We start from the raw sequence: 23,548 nt of genomic DNA, 5'->3' as shown, positions 1-23,548 counted from the left end.
GGAAGCTAGCCGAGCTTCAGGTTCCACGCAAGAACATAAAGTGAACCATCATGCCGGAGCGAGCGCCGCCTTTCGCGCCAGGACCTGGCGCAGCAGCACCGGCGAGGCGATCAGGGCGCTGGTGAGCATTGTCGTCGGCGTCGCCAGGATCATCGGCAACGCCGCGATGCCGATGACGAACCGTTCCCACCTCACCAGCGGCGCCAGCAGCCAGCCGGCGAAAGCCGCCGAGAGAAGCGTGATGCTGATGATGCAGGCCGCGGTCGAGACGATCATCTCGGCCCAGGTGAAGCCGGGCACCATGATCAGCATCGAGGGCGAGAACACGAAGACGAAAGGAACCAGTATCTTGCCGAGCCCCAGCCGGAAGGCAGTGTTGCCGGTCTTGAACGGATCGGCGCCGGCCATGCTCGCGCCGGCATAGGCCGCGATCGCGACCGGGGGCGTGATGTCGGCGAGGATGCCGTAGTAGAATACGAAGAAATGGGCCACGAGCGGGTTGACCCCAAGCATGCCGAGCGCGGGCGCCGCCACCGTGACCATGATGATGTAGTTCGCCGTGGTCGGCACGCCGCAGCCCAGCAGGATGCAGACGATGCCGGTCAGGATCAGCGTGAAGAACAGGGTCGCGCTCTTCAGCTCGAAGGGGAAGAACGGGATCAGGGCGGCGACGCCATTGGCCCATTGGTCGGCGAGCGATGTCACGATCCAGGAGATCTTGAAGCCGACGCCGGTTAGCGTCACCACGCCGACGATGATGCCGACGGTCGCCGCCGCGGCGCCGACGCCGATCGCGTATTTCGCGCCGAGGATGAAGGCGTCGACCATGTCGGCTACGCGCTTGCGTCCCTCGGCGCTGCGCATCAGCACGCCATGGGCCATCACGGCGAAGGCCGACAGCGTGAAGGCCGCGTTGACGCCAGGCACGCGCAGGAACTCGGTCGGGGCGGCGATGCCGATCGCCACGGCGAAGACCAGCGCGGAGGCGGCGCGGTACTGGGCGAGGCCGACCAGCATGCAGCCGGTGATGCCCCAGAAGGCGGCGAGATAGGGCGTATAGCCGGTGAAGAGCACGAGGATGAGCGCGAAGAGCGGCGCGATCGTCGGCCAGTCGCGGGCAAAGACCTCCGAGAGCTTCGGCGCGTCGGCATCGGAAATGCCGCCCATGCCGGTGCGCTTGGCCTCGAAATGGACCTGCATCAGCACGCCGAAGAAATGCATGAAGGCGGGAATGATCGCGGCGACAACGATGGTCGCATAGGGCAGGTTGAGGAACTCGACCATCAGGAAGGCGGCCGCGCCCATGATCGGCGGGGTGATCTGGCCACCGGTCGCAGCGGTCGATTCCACCGCGGCGGCGAAATGGCGCTTGTAGCCGAGCCGGATCATCATCGGGATCGTCAGCGAGCCGACCGTCACCGTGTTCGCGACGGAAGAGCCCGAGATCATGCCGAAGAGGGCCGAGCCGAAGATCGAGACCTTGGCCGGCCCGCCGGCGAAGCGCCCGGCCACCGCCGCGGCGACGCCGAGGAAGAGACGCCCCAGGCCGATGCGGGTCGCCAGCACGCCGAACAGCACGAAATGGAAGACATAGGTCGCGACCACGCCGAGGGCGACGCCATAGACGCCCTGGCTGGTCAGATAGAGATGGTTGACCAGGTTCGCCCAGGTCGAGCCGGGGTGCAGGAAGATGCCGGGAAACCAGTTGCCGAAGATCGCATAGACCATCGCGAAGAGCGCGATCAGCGGCAGGCCCCAGCCGATGGCGCGGCGCGTCGCCTCGATCATCAGGACGATGGTGATCGAGCCCATCACCACGTCGAGCGTCGAGGGATTGCCGACACGGAAGGCCATGTCCTCGAAGATCCACGGGACGTAGAGGCTGGAGATCGCGACCGCGATCGCGCAGAGCCAGTCATAGAGCGGCACGCCGCCGGGCCGCAGCAGGGTCGAGGGATGCACGATCCGCGCATCGCTCTTGCGGGCCGAGAAGACCAGGAAGATCAGCCCGAGCACGAAGGCGAGGTGGATGCCGCGATGCGTCGTCTCGCGCAGCAGGCCGAAGCCGGCGGTGTAGTAGTGGAAGGCCGAGAGCGCGAGCAGCAGCCCGCCGACGAGGAGCGCCGTGCCGGGCGGCACCTTGCGGAACTGCATCTCGGGATCGAGTTCCTCCTCGAGCTTGGCGAGTTCGGCGACGGAAGGGCTGGCGGTCATCGGGGATCTCGGCCAAGCCCCTCTTCCGGAAGGAGGAGGGGTAGAGGGAAGAAAACGGTTCAGAACGAAGCAAGGACCGGCATTGCGAGCGTATCGAAGCAAGCCAGGGGACGTAGAGCCCTGTCGCCCTGGATTGCTTCGCCGCTACACTTCTCGCAATGACGGCAGCGGAAGCCGGCCTTACTTCAGCAGGCCGGCTTCCCTGTAGAAGCGCTCGGCGCCGGGATGCAGCGGCACGCCCTGCAGGCCGGTCAGCGCCGTCGCCTTCTGGATCGCCTTGCCCTTGGCATGGCCGGCGTCGAGCACCGCGCGGGCCTTGTCGCTCCACAGCCCCTTGGTGGCGGCATAGACCGTGTCGGCCGAAATCTTGGCCGAGGTCACCCAATGGGCGCCGACCGAGATCGTCTTGACCGCACCAACATCCTTGTAGGTGCCGGCCGGGATCTCGTCCGCCGCGAAGAAGGGAAAGTCCCTGGCCAGCTTCTCGGCCTCGGGCCCGGCGATCGGCAGGATGTCGACGCCCGAGCCGGTCGAGGCGAGTTCGGAGATCGCCGCAGCCGGGAAGCCGCCGGTGAAGAAGAAGGCGTCGACCGAGCCGTCCTTCATCTTCTCCGCCGCCTGGTTCGGCTTGAGATATTCGGCCGAGATGTCCTTCTCGCCGACGCCGAAGGCGGCGAGAATGGTCTTGGCATTGAGCAGCGTGCCGGAGCCGGGCTCGTCGAGCGAGACCTTCTTACCCTTGAGGTCGGCGACGCTCTTCACGTTCGACGCCTTGCGGACGACGAGATGGACGCTCTCCGGATACAGATTGGCGATCGAGCGCAGCTCCTCGACCTTGGGCTTGCCCTCATAGACGCCGGTGCCGGAATAGGCCCAATAGGCGACATCGGCCTGGGCAAAGCCGGATTCCGCCGCGCCGCCGACGATGGCATTGACATTGGCGACCGAGCCGTTGCTGGCGACGGCCGTCGCGATCAGCTGCGGCGGCGCCGAGATCGCGTTCGCGATCAGCCCGCCGATCGGATAATAGGTGCCGGCGGTACCGCCGGTCCCGATGCGGAAGAAGGCCGGCGCCTGGGCGAAGGCGATGCCGGCAGCCAGCGCCACCCCACCAAGTGCCAAGCCAGCAGCGACCAGTTTCGATCGGAAATGCAAGGACATCGCGTCAGTCTCCCCATGAAGGGATGGACTGTCGCCGAGCTTTGCCGCGACGATCAACCGAAAAATTACATGACGGCTATGCTGCCCCGCATCATCAACAACCTTGCGGAAGGCAGGATGGCAGCGCCCCGGCCGCTCGGTGGGCCGGCGGCGCGCCGGGAGCGCCTCAGGCCGCCACGCCGGTCCCGATCTGGCAGGTCACGCCCGTGCCGCCGAGCCCGCAATAGCCAGCCGGGTTCTTGGCGAGATATTGCTGGTGATAGTCCTCGGCGGCGTAGAAGATCGGCGCGTCGAGGATCTCGGTCGTGATCGGATCGTAGCCGCGCTGCTGCAGCGCCTGCTGGTACTCCGCCCGCGAACGCTCGGCCGTCTCGCGCTGCCTCGCATCCGTGACGTAGAGTCCGGAGCGGTACTGCGTGCCGATGTCGTTGCCCTGGCGCATGCCCTGGGTGGGGTTGTGATTTTCCCAGAAGGTCTTCAGCAGCGCCTCATAGGAGAGGACCTTCGGATCGAAGACAACCTTCACCACCTCGTTGTGGCCCGTCAGCCCCGAGCAGACCTCCTCATAGGTCGGGTTCGGCGTGAGGCCCCCGGCATAGCCGACGGCGGTGATCCAGACCCCCTCGCCCATCTGCCAGAACTTGCGCTCCGCGCCCCAGAAGCAGCCGAGGCCGAAGAACGCCGTCTCGAAGCCCTCGGGATAGGGGCCGGCGAGCGCGCGCTGGTTGAGGAAATGCCGTTCGGCGGTGGGAATCGGGTCTGCCCGGCCGGGCAGCGCCTCGTCGGCTTGCGGCAGGGCGGTCTTCTTGCGCAGGGCGAACATGTCGGACTCCGTTGCTGATGTCGCGCCAGGATATAGGCATTGGCCACCCGTTCCGACAGGAGCGAGCAGCCCGGCGGCGCTCACCGTCTCGTGACGATGCCGATCTTCGGCTCCGGCCGCGCGCCCAGCCTGAGCAGCAGGAAACCAAGGAGGAAGGCGACGAGCGCCGCGGGAGCGAGCATCAGATTGAGCATGACCGGGTCCCACAGCAGCGGATGGATGCCGCGCTCGATGATGGTCTGGAGTCCCTTGACGCGCTCGCCGAACAGGGTCGCGAGCGCAAGCTGCAACGGCGTGTACTGTACGGTGGAATTGGCGATCGAGCGTGCGCCGTCGATGACCAGCGAGACGAAGCCGGCCGCGACGAGCAGATAGCCGAGGAGCCGCAGCAGGAAGCGCACCATCCGTTCTCCTTCGCAGGGCTGCCGACGCCGTCTTCCAGCGACCCCGCCTGTCGATCCTGCAGGCGAAGGCATGCCGCCGCCGAATCCGCCGCCGGACCTGCGGCCGGGCGACCACGCCCCGATGTGCCCCCTCAGCTGTGGCTTTGCAACCGCGTCCACCACTGATTTCGAATGATCTGTCGAAGGGTGCCAGTTGGCCCTTGAAAGAAGCCGGCTCGGCGGTCATAAGCAGCGCGCCGGACAGGTGGCCGAGTGGTTGAAGGCGCACGCCTGGAAAGTGTGTATACGGGAAACCGTATCGCGGGTTCGAATCCCGCCCTGTCCGCCACTCAGAAAAGACGAGCGTCCTCAACGGCCTCCGGGGGGGTGCTCCCCCATTTCCTCCCCCAGCCCGCTCCCTCAGGCGCCGTACTGGATGGAGCGCTGTCTCAGGGCATCGAGCAGCAACACGAGACGCTGCCCGGCATCGGTTGCATAGGCGAGCGCGTCGGCGAAGGCATCCGTGGGGTTTCTGACCATGGCGCACTCCGAACCGCTCGAGATCGGATTCGATGTTCGACGTAGCCGCGGGGATCGTGCGATCCGCCAGACACGATGCTTGAGCGCGGCCCAAAGCCGCATCGCTGTTCACTCACAGCCCAGCGCGCATTCCCCATCGTGTGGTGCCGCCTCATGGGTGCTTCACCGTCTGCGCAGACCACACCACCACAACAGGCGGCCTAAGCGTATTGTCCTTAGGACAGGTTGCGGTGCGAATGACGGATCCAGGCCGCATCGCTCTCCGGAGTCAACGATCGTCGGGGAGAATCCCTAGGCTGGCTTCGCGCTCCAGCCAGGTCAGCGCGCGGTCCCTCTCATTTGAGGGAAATCTGCGGATGTCGGCCGCTACGAAGTGCTTCGCGACATGGGGCGCGAGCTTCAGGAACTCGCTGTCCGAAACGACCGCAATCCGCTCGACCTTGTCATGGTGGCCCATCACGAATTTGAGATGGGAGATCAGGGCGCCGGCATCCTCCCAGCCAGGAAAGGATGCCGCATCGACCATCAGGCCGTGGAGTGACCCATTTGCCTTGATGTACGGATCGACGATGCCGGAGAGCCGTTCGAAATCCGCTTTATCGAGGGGTCCGTTAGGCGCCAGGATAACGATTCCCTCGTCTTCAAGAAGATCGATTTGCAGCATTGTTACAATCCTGCCGAGGCGAGGTCAGCGCACGCGCCGCCAGCCTATTTGGGGAGGCACTCGACATTATAGGCGACGATGATGTCCTTGGGACCGGCCGTGCCGGCAAGCTTGAGCTCGTCGAGCGCACTTCTGAGCCGTACTCCGGCGTCCTTCAAGCTACCCTCCAGCTTCGCCTTCGCCGACTGGCATCAGTCCTCGCTGGTGAACTCCTGGAAGATCACTGTCGGCAGCAGTCGCCATTCAGCCCGGTCGCTCGTTGCCATCGGGTTCACCGAGTAGGAGAAGACGTACATCAGCACCCACATGGGACGACCTCTTTGGCTTAGCCCCTCACCGAAATATGGTCGGGTTCACCACGCCGTAGATTGGACCGTCTCCGCGTCGGTCATGCTGCCCAAGCTCTGACCGACCGTCGGGACGTGGGGTTACTCCGCTAGCCCAAATCAGCGCTCAGCGACGCCTCGCATAATAGGCCTTTTCGGCTGCCTGAAGGGCGCGAAAGGCCTCGACATTGGCTCGACCGGCCTTGATCGCCTCTTCCATCCGGCCGTCACGCTTCATCGCGTAGTCGTCATGGAACACATCCATGACGCAACCGGCCGTTTTGGTGCAGGCCAAGGCATTGTTTTGACCGGCAGAGGTAAGAAGCGCGGCCATCGCCAGGACGGTTCCAACGACGATGTGGTTGATCATGAGCCGAATTCCTCCCCCGGTGGAAGCGCTCGGACGACGCTGCTCCTCAGCGCTTGATCAGCCTGCTCCTCTGATGCCCATGTCGTTTCTCCGCGATACCAGCCGAACGAGCGCTGCGGAAACCTGTCCCTAAGGACAATGCGTAGGCCGAGCCGGGCCGCGAAACGAGCTTGAAGCTTCTTCAACGCCGGCGTGCGATCCCGATGCGCGGCCCAAACACGCATTTCATTCGGTCGTATTAAGCGAAATCAAAAAGCGGTGCGTCCGAAGAGACAAGGCGACAGGATTAGCTTTCGCAGGATTTGGCCCGAGCTCTCGGCAGGCCTCTGTCGTCTGTCGTACCTTGCGACCCGCTTCATCAAGCGAGATATCTCCCCCGAGCCGTGCCGAATTTCAGCGCTATCTGCGCCTATTGCGCTTGTGTCAGGTTGGCCAGCGCCTGTTCGATACGCTGCCGCTTTGACAAGCCCTCCTCGTGAGGCACAACCAGCCCTGCAAACCATCTCCGCGGCAGACCTCGAGGCGCACCTTCCGCCGACGCTCGCGTGTCCCGACCAGATGCTGCGGCGCGCAGCCGTTCACGAGGCTGGCCATGCCATCGCCGCCGTCGCGTTGGGGAAACCCCTCCAGTTCGCGGAGATTCGCGAGAAGGTGGCACTCCTGGCGGGACCGGACGAGGCTCGCTGCCGCGAGCGGGAACAGCGTATGGACGAAGAACGCGATTTGATCATCGCGAAGACAGCCGAACTTTCTAGCTAGCGCGTTCAAGCCGGGCGCTGGACATCTCGCAGAGCCGGGTCTACGCGGCCCAGGTCTAGGGAGGCATCATGCCGCCCAACTTGACGGCCGAGGAGAGGTCCGAGGCGACGAAGGCAGGCCTCGCAGCGCGGGGCAAGGCGAAGTCCGCCCCAGTTGTGGCCCCAGCTAAAGGGCTGGCTGTCGAGAGGCCTTAGAGGCCAAAAGCGATCAAGCGGCCGGTTGCTACGAAGCAACGCGCTTTGCTCTGACTTCAGCCTTCCCTCGGTTAACGAGCGCGCCGGTCTCGTGACTACATCATAAGATCAGCCCAGGACAGGGAGGAAATTCCTGCCATCTTGGCGAGACCTATCATCTGATTTGCGTTACAGCGCAGTCCGCTCGTCAATCAACGTTCTCGGCAGCGGCGTGACCGATGTCCGCTTCCTGGCACCTGTTGAACGGCAGCTCTTGGCGCCGATTGAACACCTAAGACGCGCTCCTCCAGGCGCCAGCCAGATCCGCCGTGTCTCGCGCGGGCGACTGGCCGAACAGGCGGCTGTATTCGCGGCTGAACTGGGATGGGCTTTCATAGCCGACGCGGATCGCGACCGCGGCCGCGCTCAGCGCCTCGGTCACCATCAGCCGGCGCGCATGCATCAGCCGGAGGGTCTTGTGGAACTGGAGCGGGCTCATGTTGGTCACCGCCTTGAACTGGCGGTGAAAGGCCGAAACGCTCATGGCGACCCTGTCCGCGAGCGCCTCGATCCGCAAGGGCTGGGTGAAGTTCTCGCGGATCCACAGAATGGCGGCGTGGATGCGTGCCAGGGCAGTCTCCGGCGTGGCGATGTCGCGCAGCATCCAGCCCTGCGGCCCTTGCAGGACGCGGTAGAGGATCTCCCGCTCATAGGCCGGCGCCAGGACCGGAATGTCGTCGGGATGCTCCATGAGGCGCAGCAACCGGACCCAGGCATCGAGCAACTCGGATGTGACCGGGGCGACCGAGAAACCCGGGCTGCTTTCACGCCCGGCTGCGGCCGGAGCCGAGGCCAGCACCTCGGCGATGATCTTGGGATCAAGCGTCAGGCTGATTGCCAGGTAGGGCTCGCCCGTTGTCGCCGGATGGACACTGCCGACGGCGGGCAGCTCGACCGACATGACGAAATAGGTCGCCGGATCATAGTGCAAGGTCCGGTCGCCGACGGTCATCGACTTCGACCCGCGCAGGATCAGGTTGATCATCGGATCGTATACGGCAGCCAGGTCGTGCTCGGGGATCTTTCCCTGGACCATCGCGAGGCGCGGAATGCCCGTCTCCGTCCGCCGGTTCTCGGCATGGGCGGCCAGGCGACGCAGTTCTTCGAGCGCGGTTTCCATCTCCCATCCCTGCGCTCATGAGCCCCGCTCCACAAGCCGAAAGCAGGATCAGGCAAGACCGAGGCAGGATCGCGTAACGCCAGCCATGCGGCCGAGGCCTACCTTCGTGGTCATCGAAGACACCGGAGCAACACCATGAAGATCGTCATCATCACAGGCGGAAGCCGCGGTCTGGGTCGCAGCGCCGCGCTGCAATGCGCCGAACGCGGCATGGGCGTCATCCTGACCTACAACAGCCATCATGCGGGTGCTGAAGCCGCAGTCACCGAGATCGAACAGGCGGGCGGCAAGGCAGCCGCGTTGGCGCTGGACGTCGGCCAGAGCGCGAGCTTTTCGGCCTTCCGGGATCAGGTCGTGGAGACTCTCGGACGGGCCTGGGGCCGGAAGGACTTCGACTACCTCGTGAACAACGCGGGCTATGGCCTGTTCGAGCCGATCGCGACGGTCAGCGAGGCGCAGTTCGACGGGCTGTTCAACGTCCACCTCAAGGGGCCGTTCTTCCTGACCCAGACCCTGCTGCCGCTGATGGCCGATGGCGGGGCGATCGTGAACCTGACCAGTGCCACGACCCGCGTCGCCACCGCCGGGGTCGCGCCCTACGCCTCGTTCAAGGGCGGGCTCGAAGTCCTGACGCGGTACATGGCCAAGGAGTTCGGCGAGCGCGGTATCCGCGCCAACTCGATAGCGCCGGGCGCCATCCGGACCGATCTCGGCGGCGGGCTGAATGACGAATTCGAAGCCATGCTGTCAGCCCAGACCGCGCTCGGCCGTGTCGGCGAGCCCGTTGACGTCGGCCGCGTCGTCGCCAGCCTGCTGTCGGAGGAGAGCGGCTGGATCAACGCCCAGAACGTCGAAGTCGGCGGCGGCTACATCATCTGATCGGACACATCATGCTCGACCACGTCTTTATCTCCGTCAGCGACCTCGGGCGATCCATCGCCTTCTATACGGCGGCGCTGGCGCCGCTCGGCATCGTCGACCGCGTCGATTATGACGGCGCCGACGGCCCGCCGGGGCATCCCGACCTCAAGGGCTTTGGCTGCGGCGGACGGATATTCTTCTGGTTGCGGGAGGGCGTGGTCGAAGGCCGCGCTGCCCATATCGGTTTCGTCGCGGACGGCAGGGCGGAGGTGAACGCGGCCTACGATGCCGCCATGGCCGCGGGCGCGACCGACAACGGCTCGCCCGCCGCGCGACTCCACTACGACCCCCGATACTACGCTGCGAACGTGCTGGACCCCGACGGGTACAGCCTGGAGTTCGTCTACAAGGATTGGCAGCACCGCTCATGAAGACCGTGATGATCTATGGTGCCGCCGGCTACACCGGCAGCATGGTGGCCGAGCATGCCAAGGCGGCCGGTCTGAACATCGTTGTCGCCGGACGCTCGGAAGCTCCCCTGTCCGAACTCGCGACGAGGCTCGGTGTGTCGAGCCGGGTCTTCCCGGTCGACGATCCGATTGCTGTTACGGCGGCCCTGGAAGGCGCCGATGTCCTGCTGAACTGCGCCGGTCCGTTCATGCGGACGGCCGAACCTCTGATGCGCGCCGCCATCGCCGCGGGCATCCACTATCTGGACGTCGCCGCCGAACTCGACAGCTACCTGCTGGCGGAGAAGCTGGATGCGGATGCCAGTGCGGCGGGCGTGATGCTGCTGCCCGGCAGCGGTGGCAGCGTCGCGATGCTGGGGTCGCTGGCGAGCCATGCCGTCGCCCGCATAGCCCAGCCGCGGACAATCAGGATCGCGCTTCACATCACCGGCTCGATGTCGCGGGGGTCGGCGATCAGCGCCACCGAGAACGTCATGACCGAGACGCTTGCCCGACGCGGCGGCCGGCTTCAGAGCCGTGGCTCTTCCGAGACCCAACCCTTCGACTTCGGCCTGGGCGAAGTCGATTGCTTTCCCCTGACGCTGCCGGACCTGATCACGATCGGGCGCACTACCGGCGTGCCGAACGTGGAGACCTTCGTTCACCTGTCCGGCGACGCCTTCCCGGATGGCGATATCAAGGCGTTGCCCACGGGCCCCGATGCCGAGCAACGCAACGCCAACCGCTACCAGGCTGCGGTCGAGGTGACGGGCGCCGACGGAACGGTGGCTCGCTCCATCCTCGACACCGTCAACGGCTACAGCTTCACCGCGCTGGCCGCCGCGGAGGCTGCACGGCGTGTCCTCGACGGCGAGGCCCGCTCGGGCTTCCAGACACCCGCCGGACTGTTCAGTGCAGGCTTCGCCGAGACGATCGCCGACACGACCATCACCGACCTCCCGACTTGAACAGGAGAAGCTCGGGCAAGCCGTCGGAGCGAACCCTGCCGGGCCAATTCAGCGTTGGTCACAACCCGACGCCCATCGTCCGAGCGCCCTCACTCAGGTCACAAAAGACCCCGTCCAGGAGACACCATGTCGACTATCACATCCGCTTCCCAAACTAGTGCCGCCGACAAGCTCGCTGTGGTCGAGGCCCTGTACCGCTTCGCGGCCGGCATCGATCGGCGCAACTGGGATCTGCTCGCGTCCTCGCTCGCCGAGGACGCGGTGTCCGATTTCCGGCCCGCCGCTGCCAGGGCAGGGTTCGACTACCCTGTGATCGAAGGCCGGACGAACATCATCGCGGCCTTGTCGGGCTCGCTCGCCCAACTCGGCACGAGCCATTCTGTCAGCAATCCGTTGGTCACCATCGACGGCGACCTCGCCCGCCTCGACGCTCTCGTCGAGGCGCAGCACGTTCCGGTGAAAGACCCCACGCGCCACTACCTGATGAAGAATCGATACGACGTGGAACTGGCGAGGCAGGGCGATCACTGGGTCATCACGCGTAACACGGTCGACAACATCTGGCGTGACGGCGACGTGACCGTCATGTCGGAGGTTTAGCTCTACCTGATAGGCAGCTGTTCTTCGCAGCCGGCTCGCCGAGGCATGCCCTGCCATGGAGGTGTACGCAACGCGTCATCTTCGAGGCCACCGATCGCGCGCCAAGCCCCTCAACCGCGGAGATCAGTGATCGTTTGAGGTTGCCGCTTGCGGTCGAGCCCATTTCACGCCGCCTCATACAGGCGATCGTTTCCAAATTCCGATCGTCTGTCAAAGCCTAGGTCGTAAGCGCGCATGTCCGCTTTCGGGCATCACTCCAATGTCCGGAAGTGGCGCGATTGCTGACTCTGGCAACGTCCGGTTTGCGGCCGTCTAGCTGGTACATGGGCGGCAAGCTTCGGGCTGACCACTTCGGACCTCTCGGACGCCCGCTCGCACGCAACTCGCGAAAGAAGCCCGCGTAGCGGTCGAACCCAGCCACTGCCGATCTCGGCGTGCCCGCTTTGGCGACGTTTGGTCCCCGCAATGTGCTCCGAAGCGATTTCAAGCAGCGGCAGAAATGCGGCCCGGACGCTTCAATCGCTTGCGCAGTGGCCAGAGCTCCGAGAGTTGCCGTGCGACCTCGATCACGAGCGGGCCGAACTCTCCGATGCGTGCTTCGCTCAGTCGCACCCCTGGGCCGGCAACACTCACCGTTCCGACCGGAGCCCCGTCCACTCCGGAACAGATGACAGCAGCGACGGCCGTGACGCCGGGTTCCGCCTCGCTGATCGCGACGCCGTAGCCGCGCGAGGCGGTGCGCTCCAGCTCGATGAAGAGCTGATCGAAGGAGTGGACGGCGTCGGGGCCATATTGCTCCGGTTCACCGAAGCCGCCATTGAGCGCGATCATCTCGCGCACCTGCGTCCGCGGCAGCCGTGCGAGCCAGGATTTACCGCTCGCGGTGGCATGCAGCGGGACCGTGTTCGTGGTGAGGAGCGGCTGGTACATAAGCCCGCCGCGCGCGCCTTGCGCATCGGCTACCCAGACCAAGGCATGGGCGTCGATTACGGCGAGCCGGACGAATTCGCGCGTTCGGGCGGCGAGTTCATCGAGCACGGGCTGGCAGATGTCAGGGATGCCGGTCGCGTTGTATAGGCGCTGGCCTAGGATGGTAAGGCGCATCGTCAGACGATAGGCGCTCGTCTGCGGGTCTTGCTCGACCCAGCCTTGCTCGATCAGCGTTCCGAGGAGGCGATGGACGCCGCTCTTCGGTAACCCGAGCCTGAGCGCGATCTCGCCGAGCTGCATCTCGCCGGCTTCCTCGACGAGCAGCTGGACGATGGAGAGGCAGCGTTCGGCGGGGATATGGGCCATGGCGAGTTGCGCTCGAATGCGGTCGGTGAGCTGGTCAGCGGCCGGAAAAGACCGGAGGCCGCTTGCCCAAGAAGGCCGTAGCGCCCTCCTGCAGGTCGTCCGAATCAAAGATGCGCTGCTGCGCTATCGTCGAACGAAGCAGGCCGGCGTCAAGCGGCAGGTCGTCGGCGAGGTCGACCAGTTCCTTCGCCAGGCGGTTGGAGATCGGCCCGCGCCGAGCGATGGTCCCGGCCATCGCGCGCGCGGCGTCCAGCGCCGAGCCGGTCTCGGCCAGTTCGTTGACGACGCCCCAGGCCAGCGCCTGTTCGCTGGTGATCGATGCTCCGGTGAACAGCATCTGCTTGGCGCGCGCCGGGCCGACGAGCCGCGTCAGGCGGATCGCGCCATTGCCGGCGAGGCCGCCGAGATGAGCCTCCGGCAGCCCGATGCCGACGCCGCTACGCAGGATGCGAAGATCGCAGCAAAGCGCGATCTCGAGCCCGCCGCCGAGCGCCGGCCCGTCGATGGCGGCGATGGTCGGCATCGGCAGCCGCGCCAGATTGCGCAGCACCATGTCCTCGAACAGGATCTTCTGCTCGCTGGCATCGTGCCGGATCGGCCCGAACTCCTTGATGTCGCTGCCGGCGCAGAAGGCGCGTGCCTCGCCGCCATGCAGGATGACGCAGCGCAGGTCCTGCCGCCGCGACAGATCGGCGAGGATGCGGTTGAACTGCCGCAGCATGGCGCGCGTGACGAGGTTCAGCGGGCCATTCGCGAGCGTGATCTCCGCAACGAAGCCGTTTTCGCTCAGGCTCGCGGAGCCAGCAGCCGCATCCTTCGGGGCGCTGTCGCTCGCCATGGCGCTAGGCCGCGTCGGGCTGCGGCAGGGAGATGCCGTGCAGCACGCCCATTCGCTCGAACTGGCGGTGGATGCGGTCGACATAGGCCGCGAACTCGGCCGCGTCGCCGAGCACGATGGGGCGTGGCCGCGGCAGATCGACCTGGATGTCGTCGATCACTTCGCCCGGGCTCGGGCTCATCACCAGGATGCGGTCGGACAGGCCCACCGCCTCCTCGACGCTGTGGGTGATGAAGACCACGGTCGGGCGCTTGCGCAGCCAGAGGTTCTCGAGATCCGTGCGGACCTGCAGCCGCGTCAGCGCGTCGAGCGCGCCGAAGGGTTCGTCCATCAGGATCACGGAGGGCTCGTGCACCAGCGTGCGGATCAGCGAGACGCGCTGGCGCATTCCGCCCGACAGCTGGCGCGGATACTTATCCATGGCGTGTTCGAGGCGCAGCTGCTTGAACAGGTCCCTGGCGCGCTGCGCCAGCTGCTCCCGGTCGAGCCCGCGAATGTCGGCATGGAGCATGACGTTCTCGAAGGCCGTTCGGAAGTCGAGCAGCAGGTGATCCTGAAAGGCGATGCCGACATCGGTGATCGGCTTCGTCACAGCCTTGCCGTCGACCGAGATCTCGCCGCTCGAATGCCGGAGCAGCCCGGCGATCATCAGCATCAGCGTGCTCTTGCCGCAGCCGGAGGCGCCGACCACCGAGATGAACTGCCCGGCGGGGATCGTGACGTCGATGGGCTTCAGCGCGCGGAACGGCTTGTCGAGCTCCTCGCCGAAGACCTTCGACACGTTGCGGATGACGATCGGGACACCCGATTTCTGCTGGGTCTCGCTCATGGCTGCTCCCTTCAGCTTGCGGTTGCCGCGACCGTGGTCGAGGCGGCGACGGCGTCGAGGGGGACCTTCGAGACGAGCAGCGCCTTGCGGCCCTGCTGCACCAGGGAACCGTCCTGCTTGACGACCCTGACGTCGAAGGTCGCGATCGCCTGGGTCGGTCTCGACCGGCTGTCGCGCAACTCGGCGATCTCGTAGTCGACGAAGATCGTATCGCCGACGAAGACGGGGCCGACGAACTTCCAGCCGTCGATCCCAAGGAAGGCGATCGCGGTCTCGCGCAGCTCGCCGGTGCGGGCCCACATCAGGCCATGGGCGTAGGCGAGGCCGAGCATGCCATGGGCGACCTTGCGGCCGAACTGGCTGCTCTGCGCATAGACCTCGCTGGTATGAAGCTCCGAATAATCGCCGGTGAGCCCGGCGAAACCCACCAGATCGGCATCGGTGATCGTCCGGCCGGGGCTGCGGAAGCGCATCCCGACGAAGAGATCCTCATAGCGGTAACCAAGTCTCGGCTTGTCTGTCATGGCCCGTCGCTTCTGTCCGATTCCGATCCGGTGAGCCCGTCTGGCGTCTGCGCGCTTATTTGCAGGCGCGCATTTCGCCCTCGGCCGGCAGGTATTCATTGGTGTAATAGCTCTTCGGGTCCTGGCCCTCCGGCAGCAGCTTGACCTCGGAGAGCAGGGCCTGGGTCCGCGTCCAGTGGGCGTCCTCGGCCTTGCCGATGAACTTAGCGCCGCCGCTGCAGAACAGCGGGGTGATGGCGGCGAGCTCGGCGGTGGCGAGCTTGACGTTCATGTCGGGGAAGAGCTTCTTGGTGTGCTCGATCGCCTTCTCGGGATTGTCGAGCGCGAAGGACCAGCCCTTCAGGCTCGCCGCGATGAACTTCTTCACGACGTCCGGATTCTGCTTGAGGAACTCGCCCGAGCCGAAGATCGAGGTCGCGACCGTCGGCACGCCGTGGTCGGCGAAGGGGTAATTGTCGAGCTCGGCGCCCTGCATCTCGAGCTGGATCTGATAGGCGTCGGTCGAACCGAGGATCGCATCGACCTGGCCCTGCAGCAGCGACGGCACCATCGCCGCCACCGGCATGTTCATCAGCGTCATGTCCGACTCCTTCAGGCCGTTGGCCTTGAGCAGGAGCGGCAGCATCGGGCCCTGCGAGCCGCCGGCCGGAACGCCGATCTTCTTGCCCTTGAGATCGGCGACCGACTTGATGCCGGCCTTCTTCAGCGCGTTCACCGCGTTCGGGTTCGACTGATAGATCGTCGAGACGACCTTCATCGGCGCGCCCTTGGAGATCAGCTGGGCGACGGCGACCGCATCGGCATAGGCGAGCTGCGACCGGCCGCTCGCGACGAGCTGGGCCGTGTTGCCGGAGCCGTTGCCCTGCACGATCGTCACGTCGAGGCCGGCCGCCTTGTAGTAGCCTTCGCCGACGGCGGCCGCGAAGCCGGCATTCGGGCCGCCCGCCGTCCAGTTCAGCTGGAAGGTCACCGGTGTCTGCGCGAAGGCGGTGGAGAGCCCGAGGCCCGTGACGAGCGCCGCCGCGGCGAACGAACGGTTGATCCAATGCTTCATGACAATTCCTCCCTGTGTTCTTGGTTTCTGTTGTCGTTCTTCAAGGGCGCGGCGCCTGGCCGCCGTCAGCGGCCGCCGGACCGCTGCCACGGCGTCATCAGCCATTCGGCGAGTTCCACGGCGTAGTTGATGATGATGCCGATCACGGTGAGCACGACGAGCACGGCGAAGGTGAGCTCGATGTCGAGCGTGCTGGTGCCGCGCAGCAGCACGTAGCCGAGGCCCTGGTTGGCGCCGACGAACTCGGCGACGATGGCGGCGGTGGCGGCGATGGTCGCCGAGGTCTTGACGCCGGAGAAGATCACGGGGAGCGCCGCCGGAAAGCGCAGATACCAGAAGGTGTGCCAGGTGCTCGCGCCCATCGACTGCGTCAGGTAGAGCAGCCGCTGATCGAGGATCTGGAAGCCGCTGATGCTGGCGAGCAGCAGCGGGAAGAAGGTCATCAGCACCGTCAGCAAAACCTTCGACTCCATGCCGAAGCCAAGCCAGACCAGGAAGAGCGGCGCGACCGCGATCTTCGGCACCAGCTGCAGCAGCATGATCGGCGGATAGAGTGCCTGCCTCGCCAGCGGCGAGAGCGCGATGAGGAGCCCGAGCGGGATCGCCCCCACGACGGTCAGCCCGAAGCCCAGCACGATCTCGGTCAGCGTGACCTTGGCGTTGAGCCAGAGCATGCCGGCATCGGTGACCAGCCGCTGGAAGACCGCGCCCGGCGCGGGCAGGAGATAGGCCGGGATCTTGAAGATCTGGATCGACGCCGACCACAGCCCGACGATGGCGACGAAGGTCAGCGGCGGGATCAGGCTCCAACCGATCGCTCTCAGCCTGCGCATGCCGGGCGAAAGGCGGCGCGGCGCATCCGCGGACACGGTGAAGTCGGACGCCGCACGCGACGTCGTTTGCGAAGCCATTCCTCGGCTCTCCTTCCTTGCGCTCGGCACGTCTCCGCGAGGGGCGCGCTTCTTTCTTAGCGTGCGGCAGATTTGGCCGCCCGCCCGCTTTGATCGTTGAACGCTATTCCAGCTTCGCAGCGATGACAAGTGAAATGTAGCCGTTTACATTTGCTCGGACTAAGGCTGCCGAAGATGCGAGGGGAACGAGCCCGATGGGAAATCCGCATGTCGTGATAGCCGGCGCCGGCGCCATGGGCTGCCTGTTCGGCGGCCTGCTGGCGGAGCGTGGACTGCTGGTCACCCTGCTCGCCCGCCGCGAAGCGCATGTCGCCGCGATCCGCGAGCGCGGACTGCTGATCGTCGGCGAGGGCGGCGAGCGCCGGGTGCCGATCGGCGCGGCGACGGACGCCGGCGAGATCGCGCCGGCCGACGTCGTTTTCGTCCAGTGCAAGGCCCATGCGACGCGCGCGGTCAGTGCCGCGGTCGCGCCGCTGATGGGCATGGGCTCGCTCGCCGTCAGCTTCCAGAACGGGCTCGGCAACGAGGAGATCATGGCGGAGGCATTGGGCAGAGGCGCAGTGCTCGGCGGCCTGACCTCGCTCGGCGCGACCCTGGAAGGACCGGGCGTGGTGCGCAACTATGCAGCCCTGCCGACGGTGCTGGGCGAGCTGAGCGGCGGCCTGTCGCCGCGGGCCGAGGCGTTGGCCGCGCTGATGAGCGCTCACGGCATACCGACCCGCGCCAGCGCCGGGATCCTCGCGGAGAAATGGCGCAAGCTGCTGCTGAACGTCGCGATGTCGGCGACCAGCGGCCTGACCGGGCTGACCATCGGCGGCGTGGCTGGCATCCCGGCGCTGGCGGCCGTGGCGCGCCGGGCGATGGACGAGGCGGCCGCGGTGGCCGAGGCCTGCGGCGTGTCTCTGCCACCGCAGACCCGCTACGCGATCTTCGACGGGATCGTCGCGAGCGGGGCCGCGCGCAACAAGACCAGCATGCGCCGCGACATCGAGGCCGGCCGGCCGAGCGAGGTCGAGGCGATCTATCTCTGCGTGATCGAACGCGGGCGGACGAAGGGCGTGCCGACGCCGACATTGGAGGCGCTGGCGGCGCTGGTGCTGGGGTTGGAGGCGGCTGCCGGCGTGGACTAGGCCGGCTCCGTCACCTTCCGGGCCTGATGCTCGGCGCCGAGCCGACGCCTCGGCTGGCGTGCCTGCGAGCCCCGCGCCACGATATCGCGCTTCAGCCCCATGGGCTCGGGCAGGAAGAGCCGGGCATCCATCGTCCTGAGGTCGGACGCGATCGCCGGGCGGAACGCCATATGCGGGAAGATGTCGCGCTCGATGTCGATCCCGGGCGCGATCTCGAAGAGCTCGAGACCGGCAGCCCCGACGCGGAAGACGGCCCGCTCGGTGACGAAGATCGCGACGCGCCCCTGCTCGCGGGCGAAGCTGCCGTTGTAACAGATCTGCTCGACGTCCTGGACGAATTTGCGGCTGCGGCCCTCCTGCAGGATCTGCAGCTTGCCGTCCCGGGTCGCGATCTGCAGGCCGCCGGCGGTGAAGGTGCCGCTGAAGACGACCTTGCGGGCGTTCTGGCTGATGTTCACGAAGCCGCCGATGCCGACGATGGTGTCGCCGAAGCGGCTGACATTGACGTGACCCTGCGCATCGACCTCGGCGAAGGAAAGGAAGGCGATGTCGAGCCCGCCGCCGTCGTAGAAGTCGAACTGATAGGGCTGGTCGACCACGGCATCGTAGTTCTGCGCGGCGCCGGAATCCGGGCCGGTCACCGGCGCGCCGCCGATATAGCCCTGCTCGTTGGTCAGCACGATCTCGTCGAGGAAGCCCTCCTCCGCCGCGACCGCCGAGACGCCGGTCGAGATGCCGGCGCCGAGATTGCAGATCGCGCCGGGCGAGATCTCCATCGCCGCGCGGCGGGCGACGATCTTGCGCTCGGTGAAAGGCAACCTGCGCATGCCTTCGAGCGGGATGCGCATCTCGCCGGAATAGCTCGGATTGTAGTCGCTCCAATAGGTCTGGCGCTGGTTCTCGTCGACGACGACGTAATCGACCAGAACGCCTGGAATCTTGACGCTGCGCTGGGGCAGCGTGCCGCTCCGGGCGAGGCGCTTGACCTGGACGACGACCGCGGCGCCGAGACGGCGCCCGGCCTGGGCCGAGGACAGCATCTCGCCGGGGATCGCCTCCTGCTCCATGCTGATGTTGCCGTCCTCGTCGGCGCTGGTGCCGCGCAGCAGCACGATATCGAGGGGGAAAGGCTTGAAGCGCAGCCATTCCTCGCCGGCGATATCGAGCAGCTCGACCAGATCCTCGCGCGCGCTCGGGCTCTGCCTTGCGCCGCGCTGGCGCGGGTCGACGAAGGTGTGGAGCCCCGTCTTGGTAATCAGACCGGGGCGCCCGGCGGCGATCTCGCGGGTCATCTGCGCGATCACGCCCTGGGGCAGCGTGTAGGATTCGATCAGGTCCTTCTGCGCCAGCTCGATCAATGGCGGCGAATCGACCAGCGCGCCGGTGATGCTGCGCTTCAGCATGCCGGGATGGCGGAAGCGCGCCGCGCCCTTCAGCTTGCGGTCGCCGATGCCGACGGCATGGATCAGGGTGAGGTCGCGCGGCGCACCGCTCTCCAGGAAGCGCGCCTCGACCGCCTCGAGGATCGCCTCGGGAACACTGTGCCCGCCGCCCGAGCCGCTGACGAGAATGCTGTCGCCGGGCTGGATGAGCGAGGCTACCTCGCTCGCGCTGATCACCTTCATCGTCTCGCTCCCGAAGCCTATCCGGCTCTGACGTGATTGACTTTTGCAGCCGGTTTTGTAACCGGTTGCATAAAGTTTGGAGATGCCGAATGTCAAGTCGCTGTGCAGTCTCGGCCGTCATGTGCGCGCATCGTGGAGGCGAAGGATGAGCCGTGTCGCGATCGTCACCGGGGCCGGGCGCGGGATCGGCCTCGCCATCGCGCAGTCCCTCGCGGATGCCGGCTTCGCCGTCGCCCGGGTCAGCCTGGAGGCGGAGCCGGAAGCGATCGACGGCGCTGAAGCGGCGGGGGCCTATTATCCGTGCGACGTCGCCGAGATCGGAGGCCACGCAGCCCTGCTCGAACGGATCGCCGCCGATCTCGGCGAGCCCGAATGCCTCGTCAACAATGCCGGAGTGACCTCGCTGCAGCGGGGAGACCTGCTCGATCTCGGCCCGGACAGCTATGACCGCACGCTGGCGATCAACTTGCGGGCCGGCTTCTTCCTGACGCAGGCCTTCGCCCGCAGGCGCCTTGCCGAGGCGCCGGGGAAGCCGGGCTCGATCGTCTTCATCGGCTCGGCCAATGCCGAGATCGTCGGCGAGAACCGGGCCGATTACTGCATCAGCAAGGCCGGCGTGGCGATGATGGGCAAGCTCTTCGCAGCCCGTCTCGCAGGCGAGGGTATCGCGGTCTTCGAGGTCCGACCGGGCGTGATCCGCACCGCCATGACCGCGCCGGCCACGGCCAAATACGATGCGCTGCTGGCCGAGGGCGGCATCCCGATGGGGCGCTGGGGCGAGCCCGCGGATATCGGCCGCACCGTCGCGGCGCTGGCGAGCGGGGCGATCCCCTATGCCACCGGCATCCACATCGATGTCGGCGGCGGCATGCAGCTTCACCAGGTCTGAGAGGGAGAGAGACGTGGCATTGGCAGGCAAGGGCGTGCTGGCGATCTGGAACGGCATCGCCGCGGAGGCGGAGGCCGACTTCGTCGCCTGGCACATGCGAGAGCATATTCCCGAACGCATCGCGGTGCCGGGCTTCCTGCGCGGACGGCGCTATGTCGCCGAGGCCGGGCACCCCAAATACTTCAATTTCTACGAGGTCGAGACGCCCGCGACGCTGGTTTCGCCGGATTATGTCGCGCGCCTCAATGCGCCGTCCGACTGGACGAAGCGCGTCGTGCGGCACTTCTGCGATACCTCGCGGACGGTCTGCAGCGTTTCGGTCAGCCTCGGGCTGGGAGACGGCGCCTGGCTCGCCACGCTGCGGCTCGTGGCGAAGGGGGATCCGCTGGCCTTCGTCGGGGCGATGCGCCCCCTGCTGACGGCGCTCGCTGCCGAACCGGCCATCGTCGGCGTGCATCTGCTCGAAGGACAGGGCGGCGGCAGCAACGGCCAGACGGCGGAAAAGGACCTGCGCAGCCAACCCGATGCGACCGCCGACTGGATCCTGCTGGTCGAGGCGCTGGAGCGCGAGGCGCTGGAGGATGCGCTGAGCGCGGCAGCTTCACCCCAGGCCCTGTCGACGATCGCGACGGGCTACGATGCGCCGCGCGATTGTGGCATCTATCGACTGCAATACGGGCTCGCGAAGCAGCAACTCGACTGAGTTGGGCTTGCCGTCGATGAGGAGCGACCGAACGAGATGCCGAGGGTGAAGGCCCAACCCGTCGTCGCCGGAGCCGGCGCCGCTCCGGCCGCGAGCGAAGCAGGCCGCAGCGTCGGGCTGCGCGAGGTCGCGCGCGTGGCCGGCGTTTCGACGGCGACCGTCTCGCGCGCCATCAACAATCCCGAGGTGGTTTCCGCCGATCTGCGGGAACGCATCGCAGCCGCCGTCAAGGAACTCGGCTGGGTGCCCGATGGCGCGGCACGGGCGCTGAGCACGCGCCGCTCGCAGACCATCGGCGCGGTCTTTCCGGCGCTGTCGATCGGTGATTTTGCCCAGGCGACGCAGGCGATCCAGTCGGAACTGTCGCAGGCCGGCTATACGCTGCTGCTCGCCTGTTCCGAATACGAACCCGATCTCGAACTGCATCAGGTCCGCAAATTCGTCGAGCGCGGCGTCGATGGGATGATCCTGGTCGGGCAGGCTCATCATCCCGAACTGGAGACCTTGCTGGCGCGACGGCAGGTGCCGTTCGTCAACACCTTCGTCTACGACCCCGCGACGCATGGAAACTGCATCGGGCCCGACAACCGCAAGGCCCTGATGATGATGACGGACTATCTGGCCGATCTCGGCCATGTCCGCTTCGCGGTGATCGCGCAGTCGACCCGCAACAATGATCGCGCCAGCGCCCGGCTGGATGGCGTGCGCGACGCCTTGTCCCTGCGCGGGCTTGCGGTGCGCCCCCAGCATTTCGCCATGGGCGAGTGGTCGATCGCCGAAGGGCGCAGCCTGTTCCGCAAGCTGATGCAGACCGATCCGAGGCCGACCGCGGTGGTCTGCGGCAACGCGCATCTCGCGGTCGGCGCCGTTCTCGAAGCCCAGTCCATGGGCGTGCGCCTGCCCGACGAACTGTCCATCGTCGGCTACGACGATATCGAGATCATGAGCCACCTGCCGGTGCCGATCACGACGGTGCGCGTGCCCAGCGCCGAGATCGGCCGGATCGCGGCGCGCGTCCTGATCGCGCGGCTCGAAGGGCGAAGCCATTCGGCGCCGCTCGAGGCCGAGGCCGAGCTGGTGATCCGGAAATCGTCCGGACCGGCTCCCGCCGCATAGCGGCATCAGTACTTCCATTCTGCATTGAAAGGCCGCCGCGATGCTTGCCGACGCCCCCTCCCCCGCCATCAGCGGCGCCACCCGCCTTCTCGGCTTCCTGGGCGATCCCGTCATCCACGCGAAATCGCCTCAGAATTTCAATCCGCTCCTTGCAGCCGGCGGCCATGACGCGGTCCTCGTGCCGTTCCATCTGCGGCAGGAGGATTTCGATGCCGGCATCGGCGGCGTGATGGCGCTCGCCAATCTCGACGGGCTCGTCGTCACCATGCCCTACAAGGAGCGGCTGATGCCGCGGCTCGACGAGATCAGCACCCGCGCGCGCGCCGTCGGCGCGGTCAATGCCGCGAAACGGACGCCCGAGGGGCGTTGGATCGGCGACATCTTCGACGGCGAGGGGCTGATTGGCGCGGTCGAGAGCCTCGGCGTCTCGCCGCGTGGGCTTAACGTCGGATTGATCGGGGCCGGCGGCGCGGGGGCGGCGATCGCCTTCGCGCTGGCGGATGCCGGCGTCGCCTGCCTCGCGATCATGGACCGCGATCGCGAACGGGCGGATGAGCTCTGCAGACGCGTCGCGAGCTTCGGGGCGCTCGCGCCGGTTCCGGGCTCGTTCGATGTCGGTACGCTCGACCTGCTCGTCCATGCCACGCCGGTCGGCATGGCACCGGAGGATGGCCTCCCGATCGACATCAGCCGCTTGTCCGCCAGCACCGCGGTCATTGACATCGTGACGAAGCCCGAAACGCCGCTTCAGCAGGCTGCGGCAAGGCTTGGCTGCCGTCATGCCGGCGGCAGTGCGATGGTCGCTGCCCAGACGAAGGCAATCCTACGGTTCTTGGGATTCGACCCCACTGGCGGGTCTATCGGGTCGATTGGTTGAGGATTGGCCCGGTTCCGGCGAGCAGTAGTACGGTTGAGTGAAGAGGGTTGGCCTCCGGCGGACATCGATCGGTCGAGGGCAATACTCCCTCATCGCCACTTGAAAATCCTTCGAAGGAAAAGGTCGAGAGCTGCCATTCAGCCCTTCAGTGCAGAATGTCCGCTTCCGGGCAGTGGCTCAATGCCCGCTTCTCTAATCGGGCAGTTGGGTCAAGCTCGGATTGCAGCCTGTGCCGGGGCTCGTTCACGCGGGTCACGCTTCTCTTCGCAGTCTGGTGGCTTCTGT

At 66.4% G+C, this 23,548-nt stretch carries 24 protein-coding genes and 1 tRNA gene; 10 read left to right on the top strand and 15 right to left on the bottom strand.

Annotated features, from left to right (window positions below; genetic code table 11):
* Nucleotides 1-48 precede the first annotated feature (48 nt).
* The 4 genes from ASE63_RS13955 to ASE63_RS13940 all read right to left on the bottom strand — a co-directional run bounded on the left by ASE63_RS13955 (nucleotide 49) and on the right by ASE63_RS13940 (nucleotide 4,602).
* The gene (locus tag ASE63_RS13955; protein WP_056802047.1) at nucleotides 49-2,214 is read right to left on the bottom strand and encodes a TRAP transporter permease; all 2,166 of its coding nucleotides are present in this window, start codon (nucleotides 2,212-2,214) and stop codon (nucleotides 49-51) included.
* Nucleotides 2,215-2,394: 180 nt separating this feature from the next.
* Complete coding sequence (locus ASE63_RS13950) at nucleotides 2,395-3,375, bottom strand: TAXI family TRAP transporter solute-binding subunit (protein WP_056802045.1); 981 nt, start codon at nucleotides 3,373-3,375, stop codon at nucleotides 2,395-2,397.
* Nucleotides 3,376-3,541: 166 nt separating this feature from the next.
* Nucleotides 3,542-4,198 (bottom strand): peptide-methionine (S)-S-oxide reductase MsrA, encoded by a 657-nt coding sequence (gene msrA, locus ASE63_RS13945; protein WP_056802043.1) that lies wholly within the window; start codon nucleotides 4,196-4,198, stop codon nucleotides 3,542-3,544.
* 80 nt (nucleotides 4,199-4,278) lie between these two features.
* A complete protein-coding gene (locus tag ASE63_RS13940; RefSeq protein WP_056802041.1) occupies nucleotides 4,279-4,602 on the bottom strand; it encodes a hypothetical protein in 324 nt (107 codons plus the stop codon).
* Nucleotides 4,603-4,840: 238 nt separating this feature from the next.
* Here ASE63_RS13940 and ASE63_RS13935 point away from each other — a divergent pair.
* Nucleotides 4,841-4,930, top strand: a tRNA-Ser gene (locus tag ASE63_RS13935).
* A gap of 71 nt (nucleotides 4,931-5,001) precedes the next feature.
* On the opposite strand, the gene ASE63_RS28410 is transcribed toward ASE63_RS13935, so the two are convergent.
* The 4 genes from ASE63_RS28410 to ASE63_RS13910 all read right to left on the bottom strand — a co-directional run bounded on the left by ASE63_RS28410 (nucleotide 5,002) and on the right by ASE63_RS13910 (nucleotide 8,593).
* The gene (locus ASE63_RS28410) at nucleotides 5,002-5,121 is read right to left on the bottom strand and encodes a DUF3141 domain-containing protein (protein ID WP_244491407.1); all 120 of its coding nucleotides are present in this window, start codon (nucleotides 5,119-5,121) and stop codon (nucleotides 5,002-5,004) included.
* A gap of 268 nt (nucleotides 5,122-5,389) precedes the next feature.
* Entirely contained in the window at nucleotides 5,390-5,785 is a 396-nt protein-coding gene (locus ASE63_RS13930; RefSeq protein WP_056802039.1) for an STAS/SEC14 domain-containing protein, read from the bottom strand.
* Between the two features lie 453 nt (nucleotides 5,786-6,238).
* Entirely contained in the window at nucleotides 6,239-6,481 is a 243-nt protein-coding gene (locus ASE63_RS13920) for a hypothetical protein (RefSeq protein WP_056802037.1), read from the bottom strand.
* 1,224 nt (nucleotides 6,482-7,705) lie between these two features.
* Nucleotides 7,706-8,593 (bottom strand): AraC family transcriptional regulator, encoded by an 888-nt coding sequence (locus ASE63_RS13910; protein ID WP_056802032.1) that lies wholly within the window; start codon nucleotides 8,591-8,593, stop codon nucleotides 7,706-7,708.
* A gap of 135 nt (nucleotides 8,594-8,728) precedes the next feature.
* On the opposite strand from ASE63_RS13910, the gene ASE63_RS13905 reads away from it, so the two are divergent.
* The 4 genes from ASE63_RS13905 to ASE63_RS13890 all read left to right on the top strand — a co-directional run bounded on the left by ASE63_RS13905 (nucleotide 8,729) and on the right by ASE63_RS13890 (nucleotide 11,471).
* Nucleotides 8,729-9,472: an SDR family oxidoreductase gene (locus ASE63_RS13905; RefSeq protein ID WP_056802031.1), complete on the top strand. Its 744-nt coding sequence runs from the start codon at nucleotides 8,729-8,731 to the stop codon at nucleotides 9,470-9,472.
* A gap of 11 nt (nucleotides 9,473-9,483) precedes the next feature.
* Nucleotides 9,484-9,885, top strand: a complete 402-nt coding sequence (locus ASE63_RS13900) for a VOC family protein (protein ID WP_056802029.1) — start codon at nucleotides 9,484-9,486, stop codon at nucleotides 9,883-9,885.
* On the top strand, nucleotides 9,882-10,871 hold the full coding sequence (locus ASE63_RS13895; RefSeq protein WP_056802024.1) for a saccharopine dehydrogenase NADP-binding domain-containing protein: 990 nt from the start codon (nucleotides 9,882-9,884) through the stop codon (nucleotides 10,869-10,871). Before ASE63_RS13900 ends, ASE63_RS13895 begins: the two co-directional genes overlap by 4 nt.
* Before the next feature lie 126 nt (nucleotides 10,872-10,997).
* Nucleotides 10,998-11,471 carry a nuclear transport factor 2 family protein gene (locus tag ASE63_RS13890; RefSeq protein ID WP_082609931.1) on the top strand — a complete coding sequence of 158 codons (474 nt, stop codon included), beginning with the start codon at nucleotides 10,998-11,000 and terminating at the stop codon, nucleotides 11,469-11,471.
* A gap of 483 nt (nucleotides 11,472-11,954) precedes the next feature.
* Here ASE63_RS13890 and ASE63_RS13885 read toward each other — a convergent pair whose 3' ends face one another.
* The 6 genes from ASE63_RS13885 to ASE63_RS13860 all read right to left on the bottom strand — a co-directional run bounded on the left by ASE63_RS13885 (nucleotide 11,955) and on the right by ASE63_RS13860 (nucleotide 16,923).
* Entirely contained in the window at nucleotides 11,955-12,767 is an 813-nt protein-coding gene (locus ASE63_RS13885; protein ID WP_056802022.1) for an IclR family transcriptional regulator, read from the bottom strand.
* A 34-nt stretch (nucleotides 12,768-12,801) separates the two neighbouring features.
* Complete coding sequence (locus ASE63_RS13880; protein WP_056802020.1) at nucleotides 12,802-13,605, bottom strand: enoyl-CoA hydratase-related protein; 804 nt, start codon at nucleotides 13,603-13,605, stop codon at nucleotides 12,802-12,804.
* 4 nt (nucleotides 13,606-13,609) lie between these two features.
* Nucleotides 13,610-14,434 (bottom strand): ABC transporter ATP-binding protein, encoded by an 825-nt coding sequence (locus ASE63_RS13875; RefSeq protein ID WP_056802018.1) that lies wholly within the window; start codon nucleotides 14,432-14,434, stop codon nucleotides 13,610-13,612.
* A gap of 11 nt (nucleotides 14,435-14,445) precedes the next feature.
* A complete protein-coding gene (locus tag ASE63_RS13870) occupies nucleotides 14,446-14,958 on the bottom strand; it encodes a MaoC/PaaZ C-terminal domain-containing protein (protein WP_056802017.1) in 513 nt (170 codons plus the stop codon).
* Nucleotides 14,959-15,013: 55 nt separating this feature from the next.
* Nucleotides 15,014-16,012, bottom strand: coding sequence for an ABC transporter substrate-binding protein (locus tag ASE63_RS13865; protein WP_056802015.1), 999 nt, complete (start codon nucleotides 16,010-16,012; stop codon nucleotides 15,014-15,016).
* Between the two features lie 65 nt (nucleotides 16,013-16,077).
* Nucleotides 16,078-16,923, bottom strand: a complete 846-nt coding sequence (locus ASE63_RS13860) for an ABC transporter permease (protein ID WP_082609930.1) — start codon at nucleotides 16,921-16,923, stop codon at nucleotides 16,078-16,080.
* Nucleotides 16,924-17,117: 194 nt separating this feature from the next.
* Between ASE63_RS13860 and ASE63_RS13855 the strand changes: the two genes are divergently transcribed.
* Nucleotides 17,118-18,053, top strand: coding sequence for a ketopantoate reductase family protein (locus ASE63_RS13855; RefSeq protein ID WP_056802013.1), 936 nt, complete (start codon nucleotides 17,118-17,120; stop codon nucleotides 18,051-18,053).
* On the opposite strand, the gene ASE63_RS13850 is transcribed toward ASE63_RS13855, so the two are convergent.
* Nucleotides 18,050-19,678 (bottom strand): CoA-transferase, encoded by a 1,629-nt coding sequence (locus ASE63_RS13850; protein WP_056802005.1) that lies wholly within the window; start codon nucleotides 19,676-19,678, stop codon nucleotides 18,050-18,052. The genes ASE63_RS13855 and ASE63_RS13850 overlap by 4 nt on opposite strands.
* 145 nt (nucleotides 19,679-19,823) lie before the next feature.
* Here ASE63_RS13850 and ASE63_RS13845 point away from each other — a divergent pair, with 145 nt between their 5' ends.
* The 4 genes from ASE63_RS13845 to ASE63_RS13830 are packed head-to-tail and all read left to right on the top strand — an operon-like array spanning nucleotide 19,824 to nucleotide 23,263.
* Nucleotides 19,824-20,567 (top strand): 3-ketoacyl-ACP reductase, encoded by a 744-nt coding sequence (locus ASE63_RS13845; RefSeq protein WP_056802000.1) that lies wholly within the window; start codon nucleotides 19,824-19,826, stop codon nucleotides 20,565-20,567.
* A 13-nt stretch (nucleotides 20,568-20,580) separates the two neighbouring features.
* The gene (locus ASE63_RS13840; protein ID WP_082609929.1) at nucleotides 20,581-21,270 is read left to right on the top strand and encodes a DUF4286 family protein; all 690 of its coding nucleotides are present in this window, start codon (nucleotides 20,581-20,583) and stop codon (nucleotides 21,268-21,270) included.
* A gap of 45 nt (nucleotides 21,271-21,315) precedes the next feature.
* Nucleotides 21,316-22,386, top strand: coding sequence for a LacI family DNA-binding transcriptional regulator (locus ASE63_RS13835; protein ID WP_244491406.1), 1,071 nt, complete (start codon nucleotides 21,316-21,318; stop codon nucleotides 22,384-22,386).
* Nucleotides 22,387-22,426: 40 nt separating this feature from the next.
* Entirely contained in the window at nucleotides 22,427-23,263 is an 837-nt protein-coding gene (locus tag ASE63_RS13830; protein WP_056801991.1) for a hypothetical protein, read from the top strand.
* Nucleotides 23,264-23,548: the final 285 nt, after the last annotated feature.

It is taken from the genome of Allobosea sp. Root381 (genome assembly GCF_001429395.1).
In the GTDB taxonomy this organism is placed as follows: Bacteria; Pseudomonadota; Alphaproteobacteria; order Rhizobiales; family Beijerinckiaceae; genus Allobosea.
This window is presented reverse-complemented; position numbering and strand designations above follow the sequence as displayed.

What these genes read in the sequence shown, in the direction of transcription:
- ASE63_RS13865 (WP_056802015.1), bottom strand. Translation starts at nt 16,012, where the DNA reads ATGAAGCATTGGATCAACCGTTCGTTCGCCGCGGCGGCGCTCGTCACG.
- ASE63_RS13850 (WP_056802005.1), bottom strand. Translation starts at nt 19,678, where the DNA reads ATGAAGGTGATCAGCGCGAGCGAGGTAGCCTCGCTCATCCAGCCCGGC.
- ASE63_RS13855 (WP_056802013.1), top strand. Translation starts at nt 17,118, where the DNA reads ATGGGAAATCCGCATGTCGTGATAGCCGGCGCCGGCGCCATGGGCTGC.
- ASE63_RS13940 (WP_056802041.1), bottom strand. Translation starts at nt 4,602, where the DNA reads ATGGTGCGCTTCCTGCTGCGGCTCCTCGGCTATCTGCTCGTCGCGGCC.
- ASE63_RS13890 (WP_082609931.1), top strand. Translation starts at nt 10,998, where the DNA reads ATGTCGACTATCACATCCGCTTCCCAAACTAGTGCCGCCGACAAGCTC.
- ASE63_RS13950 (WP_056802045.1), bottom strand. Translation starts at nt 3,375, where the DNA reads ATGTCCTTGCATTTCCGATCGAAACTGGTCGCTGCTGGCTTGGCACTT.
- ASE63_RS13920 (WP_056802037.1), bottom strand. Translation starts at nt 6,481, where the DNA reads ATGATCAACCACATCGTCGTTGGAACCGTCCTGGCGATGGCCGCGCTT.
- ASE63_RS13845 (WP_056802000.1), top strand. Translation starts at nt 19,824, where the DNA reads ATGAGCCGTGTCGCGATCGTCACCGGGGCCGGGCGCGGGATCGGCCTC.
- msrA (WP_056802043.1), bottom strand. Translation starts at nt 4,198, where the DNA reads ATGTTCGCCCTGCGCAAGAAGACCGCCCTGCCGCAAGCCGACGAGGCG.
- ASE63_RS13930 (WP_056802039.1), bottom strand. Translation starts at nt 5,785, where the DNA reads ATGCTGCAAATCGATCTTCTTGAAGACGAGGGAATCGTTATCCTGGCG.
- ASE63_RS13870 (WP_056802017.1), bottom strand. Translation starts at nt 14,958, where the DNA reads ATGACAGACAAGCCGAGACTTGGTTACCGCTATGAGGATCTCTTCGTC.
- ASE63_RS13910 (WP_056802032.1), bottom strand. Translation starts at nt 8,593, where the DNA reads ATGGAAACCGCGCTCGAAGAACTGCGTCGCCTGGCCGCCCATGCCGAG.
- ASE63_RS13900 (WP_056802029.1), top strand. Translation starts at nt 9,484, where the DNA reads ATGCTCGACCACGTCTTTATCTCCGTCAGCGACCTCGGGCGATCCATC.
- ASE63_RS13955 (WP_056802047.1), bottom strand. Translation starts at nt 2,214, where the DNA reads ATGACCGCCAGCCCTTCCGTCGCCGAACTCGCCAAGCTCGAGGAGGAA.
- ASE63_RS13880 (WP_056802020.1), bottom strand. Translation starts at nt 13,605, where the DNA reads ATGGCGAGCGACAGCGCCCCGAAGGATGCGGCTGCTGGCTCCGCGAGC.
- ASE63_RS13885 (WP_056802022.1), bottom strand. Translation starts at nt 12,767, where the DNA reads ATGGCCCATATCCCCGCCGAACGCTGCCTCTCCATCGTCCAGCTGCTC.
- ASE63_RS13895 (WP_056802024.1), top strand. Translation starts at nt 9,882, where the DNA reads ATGAAGACCGTGATGATCTATGGTGCCGCCGGCTACACCGGCAGCATG.
- ASE63_RS13830 (WP_056801991.1), top strand. Translation starts at nt 22,427, where the DNA reads ATGCTTGCCGACGCCCCCTCCCCCGCCATCAGCGGCGCCACCCGCCTT.
- ASE63_RS28410 (WP_244491407.1), bottom strand. Translation starts at nt 5,121, where the DNA reads ATGGTCAGAAACCCCACGGATGCCTTCGCCGACGCGCTCGCCTATGCA.
- ASE63_RS13860 (WP_082609930.1), bottom strand. Translation starts at nt 16,923, where the DNA reads ATGGCTTCGCAAACGACGTCGCGTGCGGCGTCCGACTTCACCGTGTCC.
- ASE63_RS13875 (WP_056802018.1), bottom strand. Translation starts at nt 14,434, where the DNA reads ATGAGCGAGACCCAGCAGAAATCGGGTGTCCCGATCGTCATCCGCAAC.
- ASE63_RS13905 (WP_056802031.1), top strand. Translation starts at nt 8,729, where the DNA reads ATGAAGATCGTCATCATCACAGGCGGAAGCCGCGGTCTGGGTCGCAGC.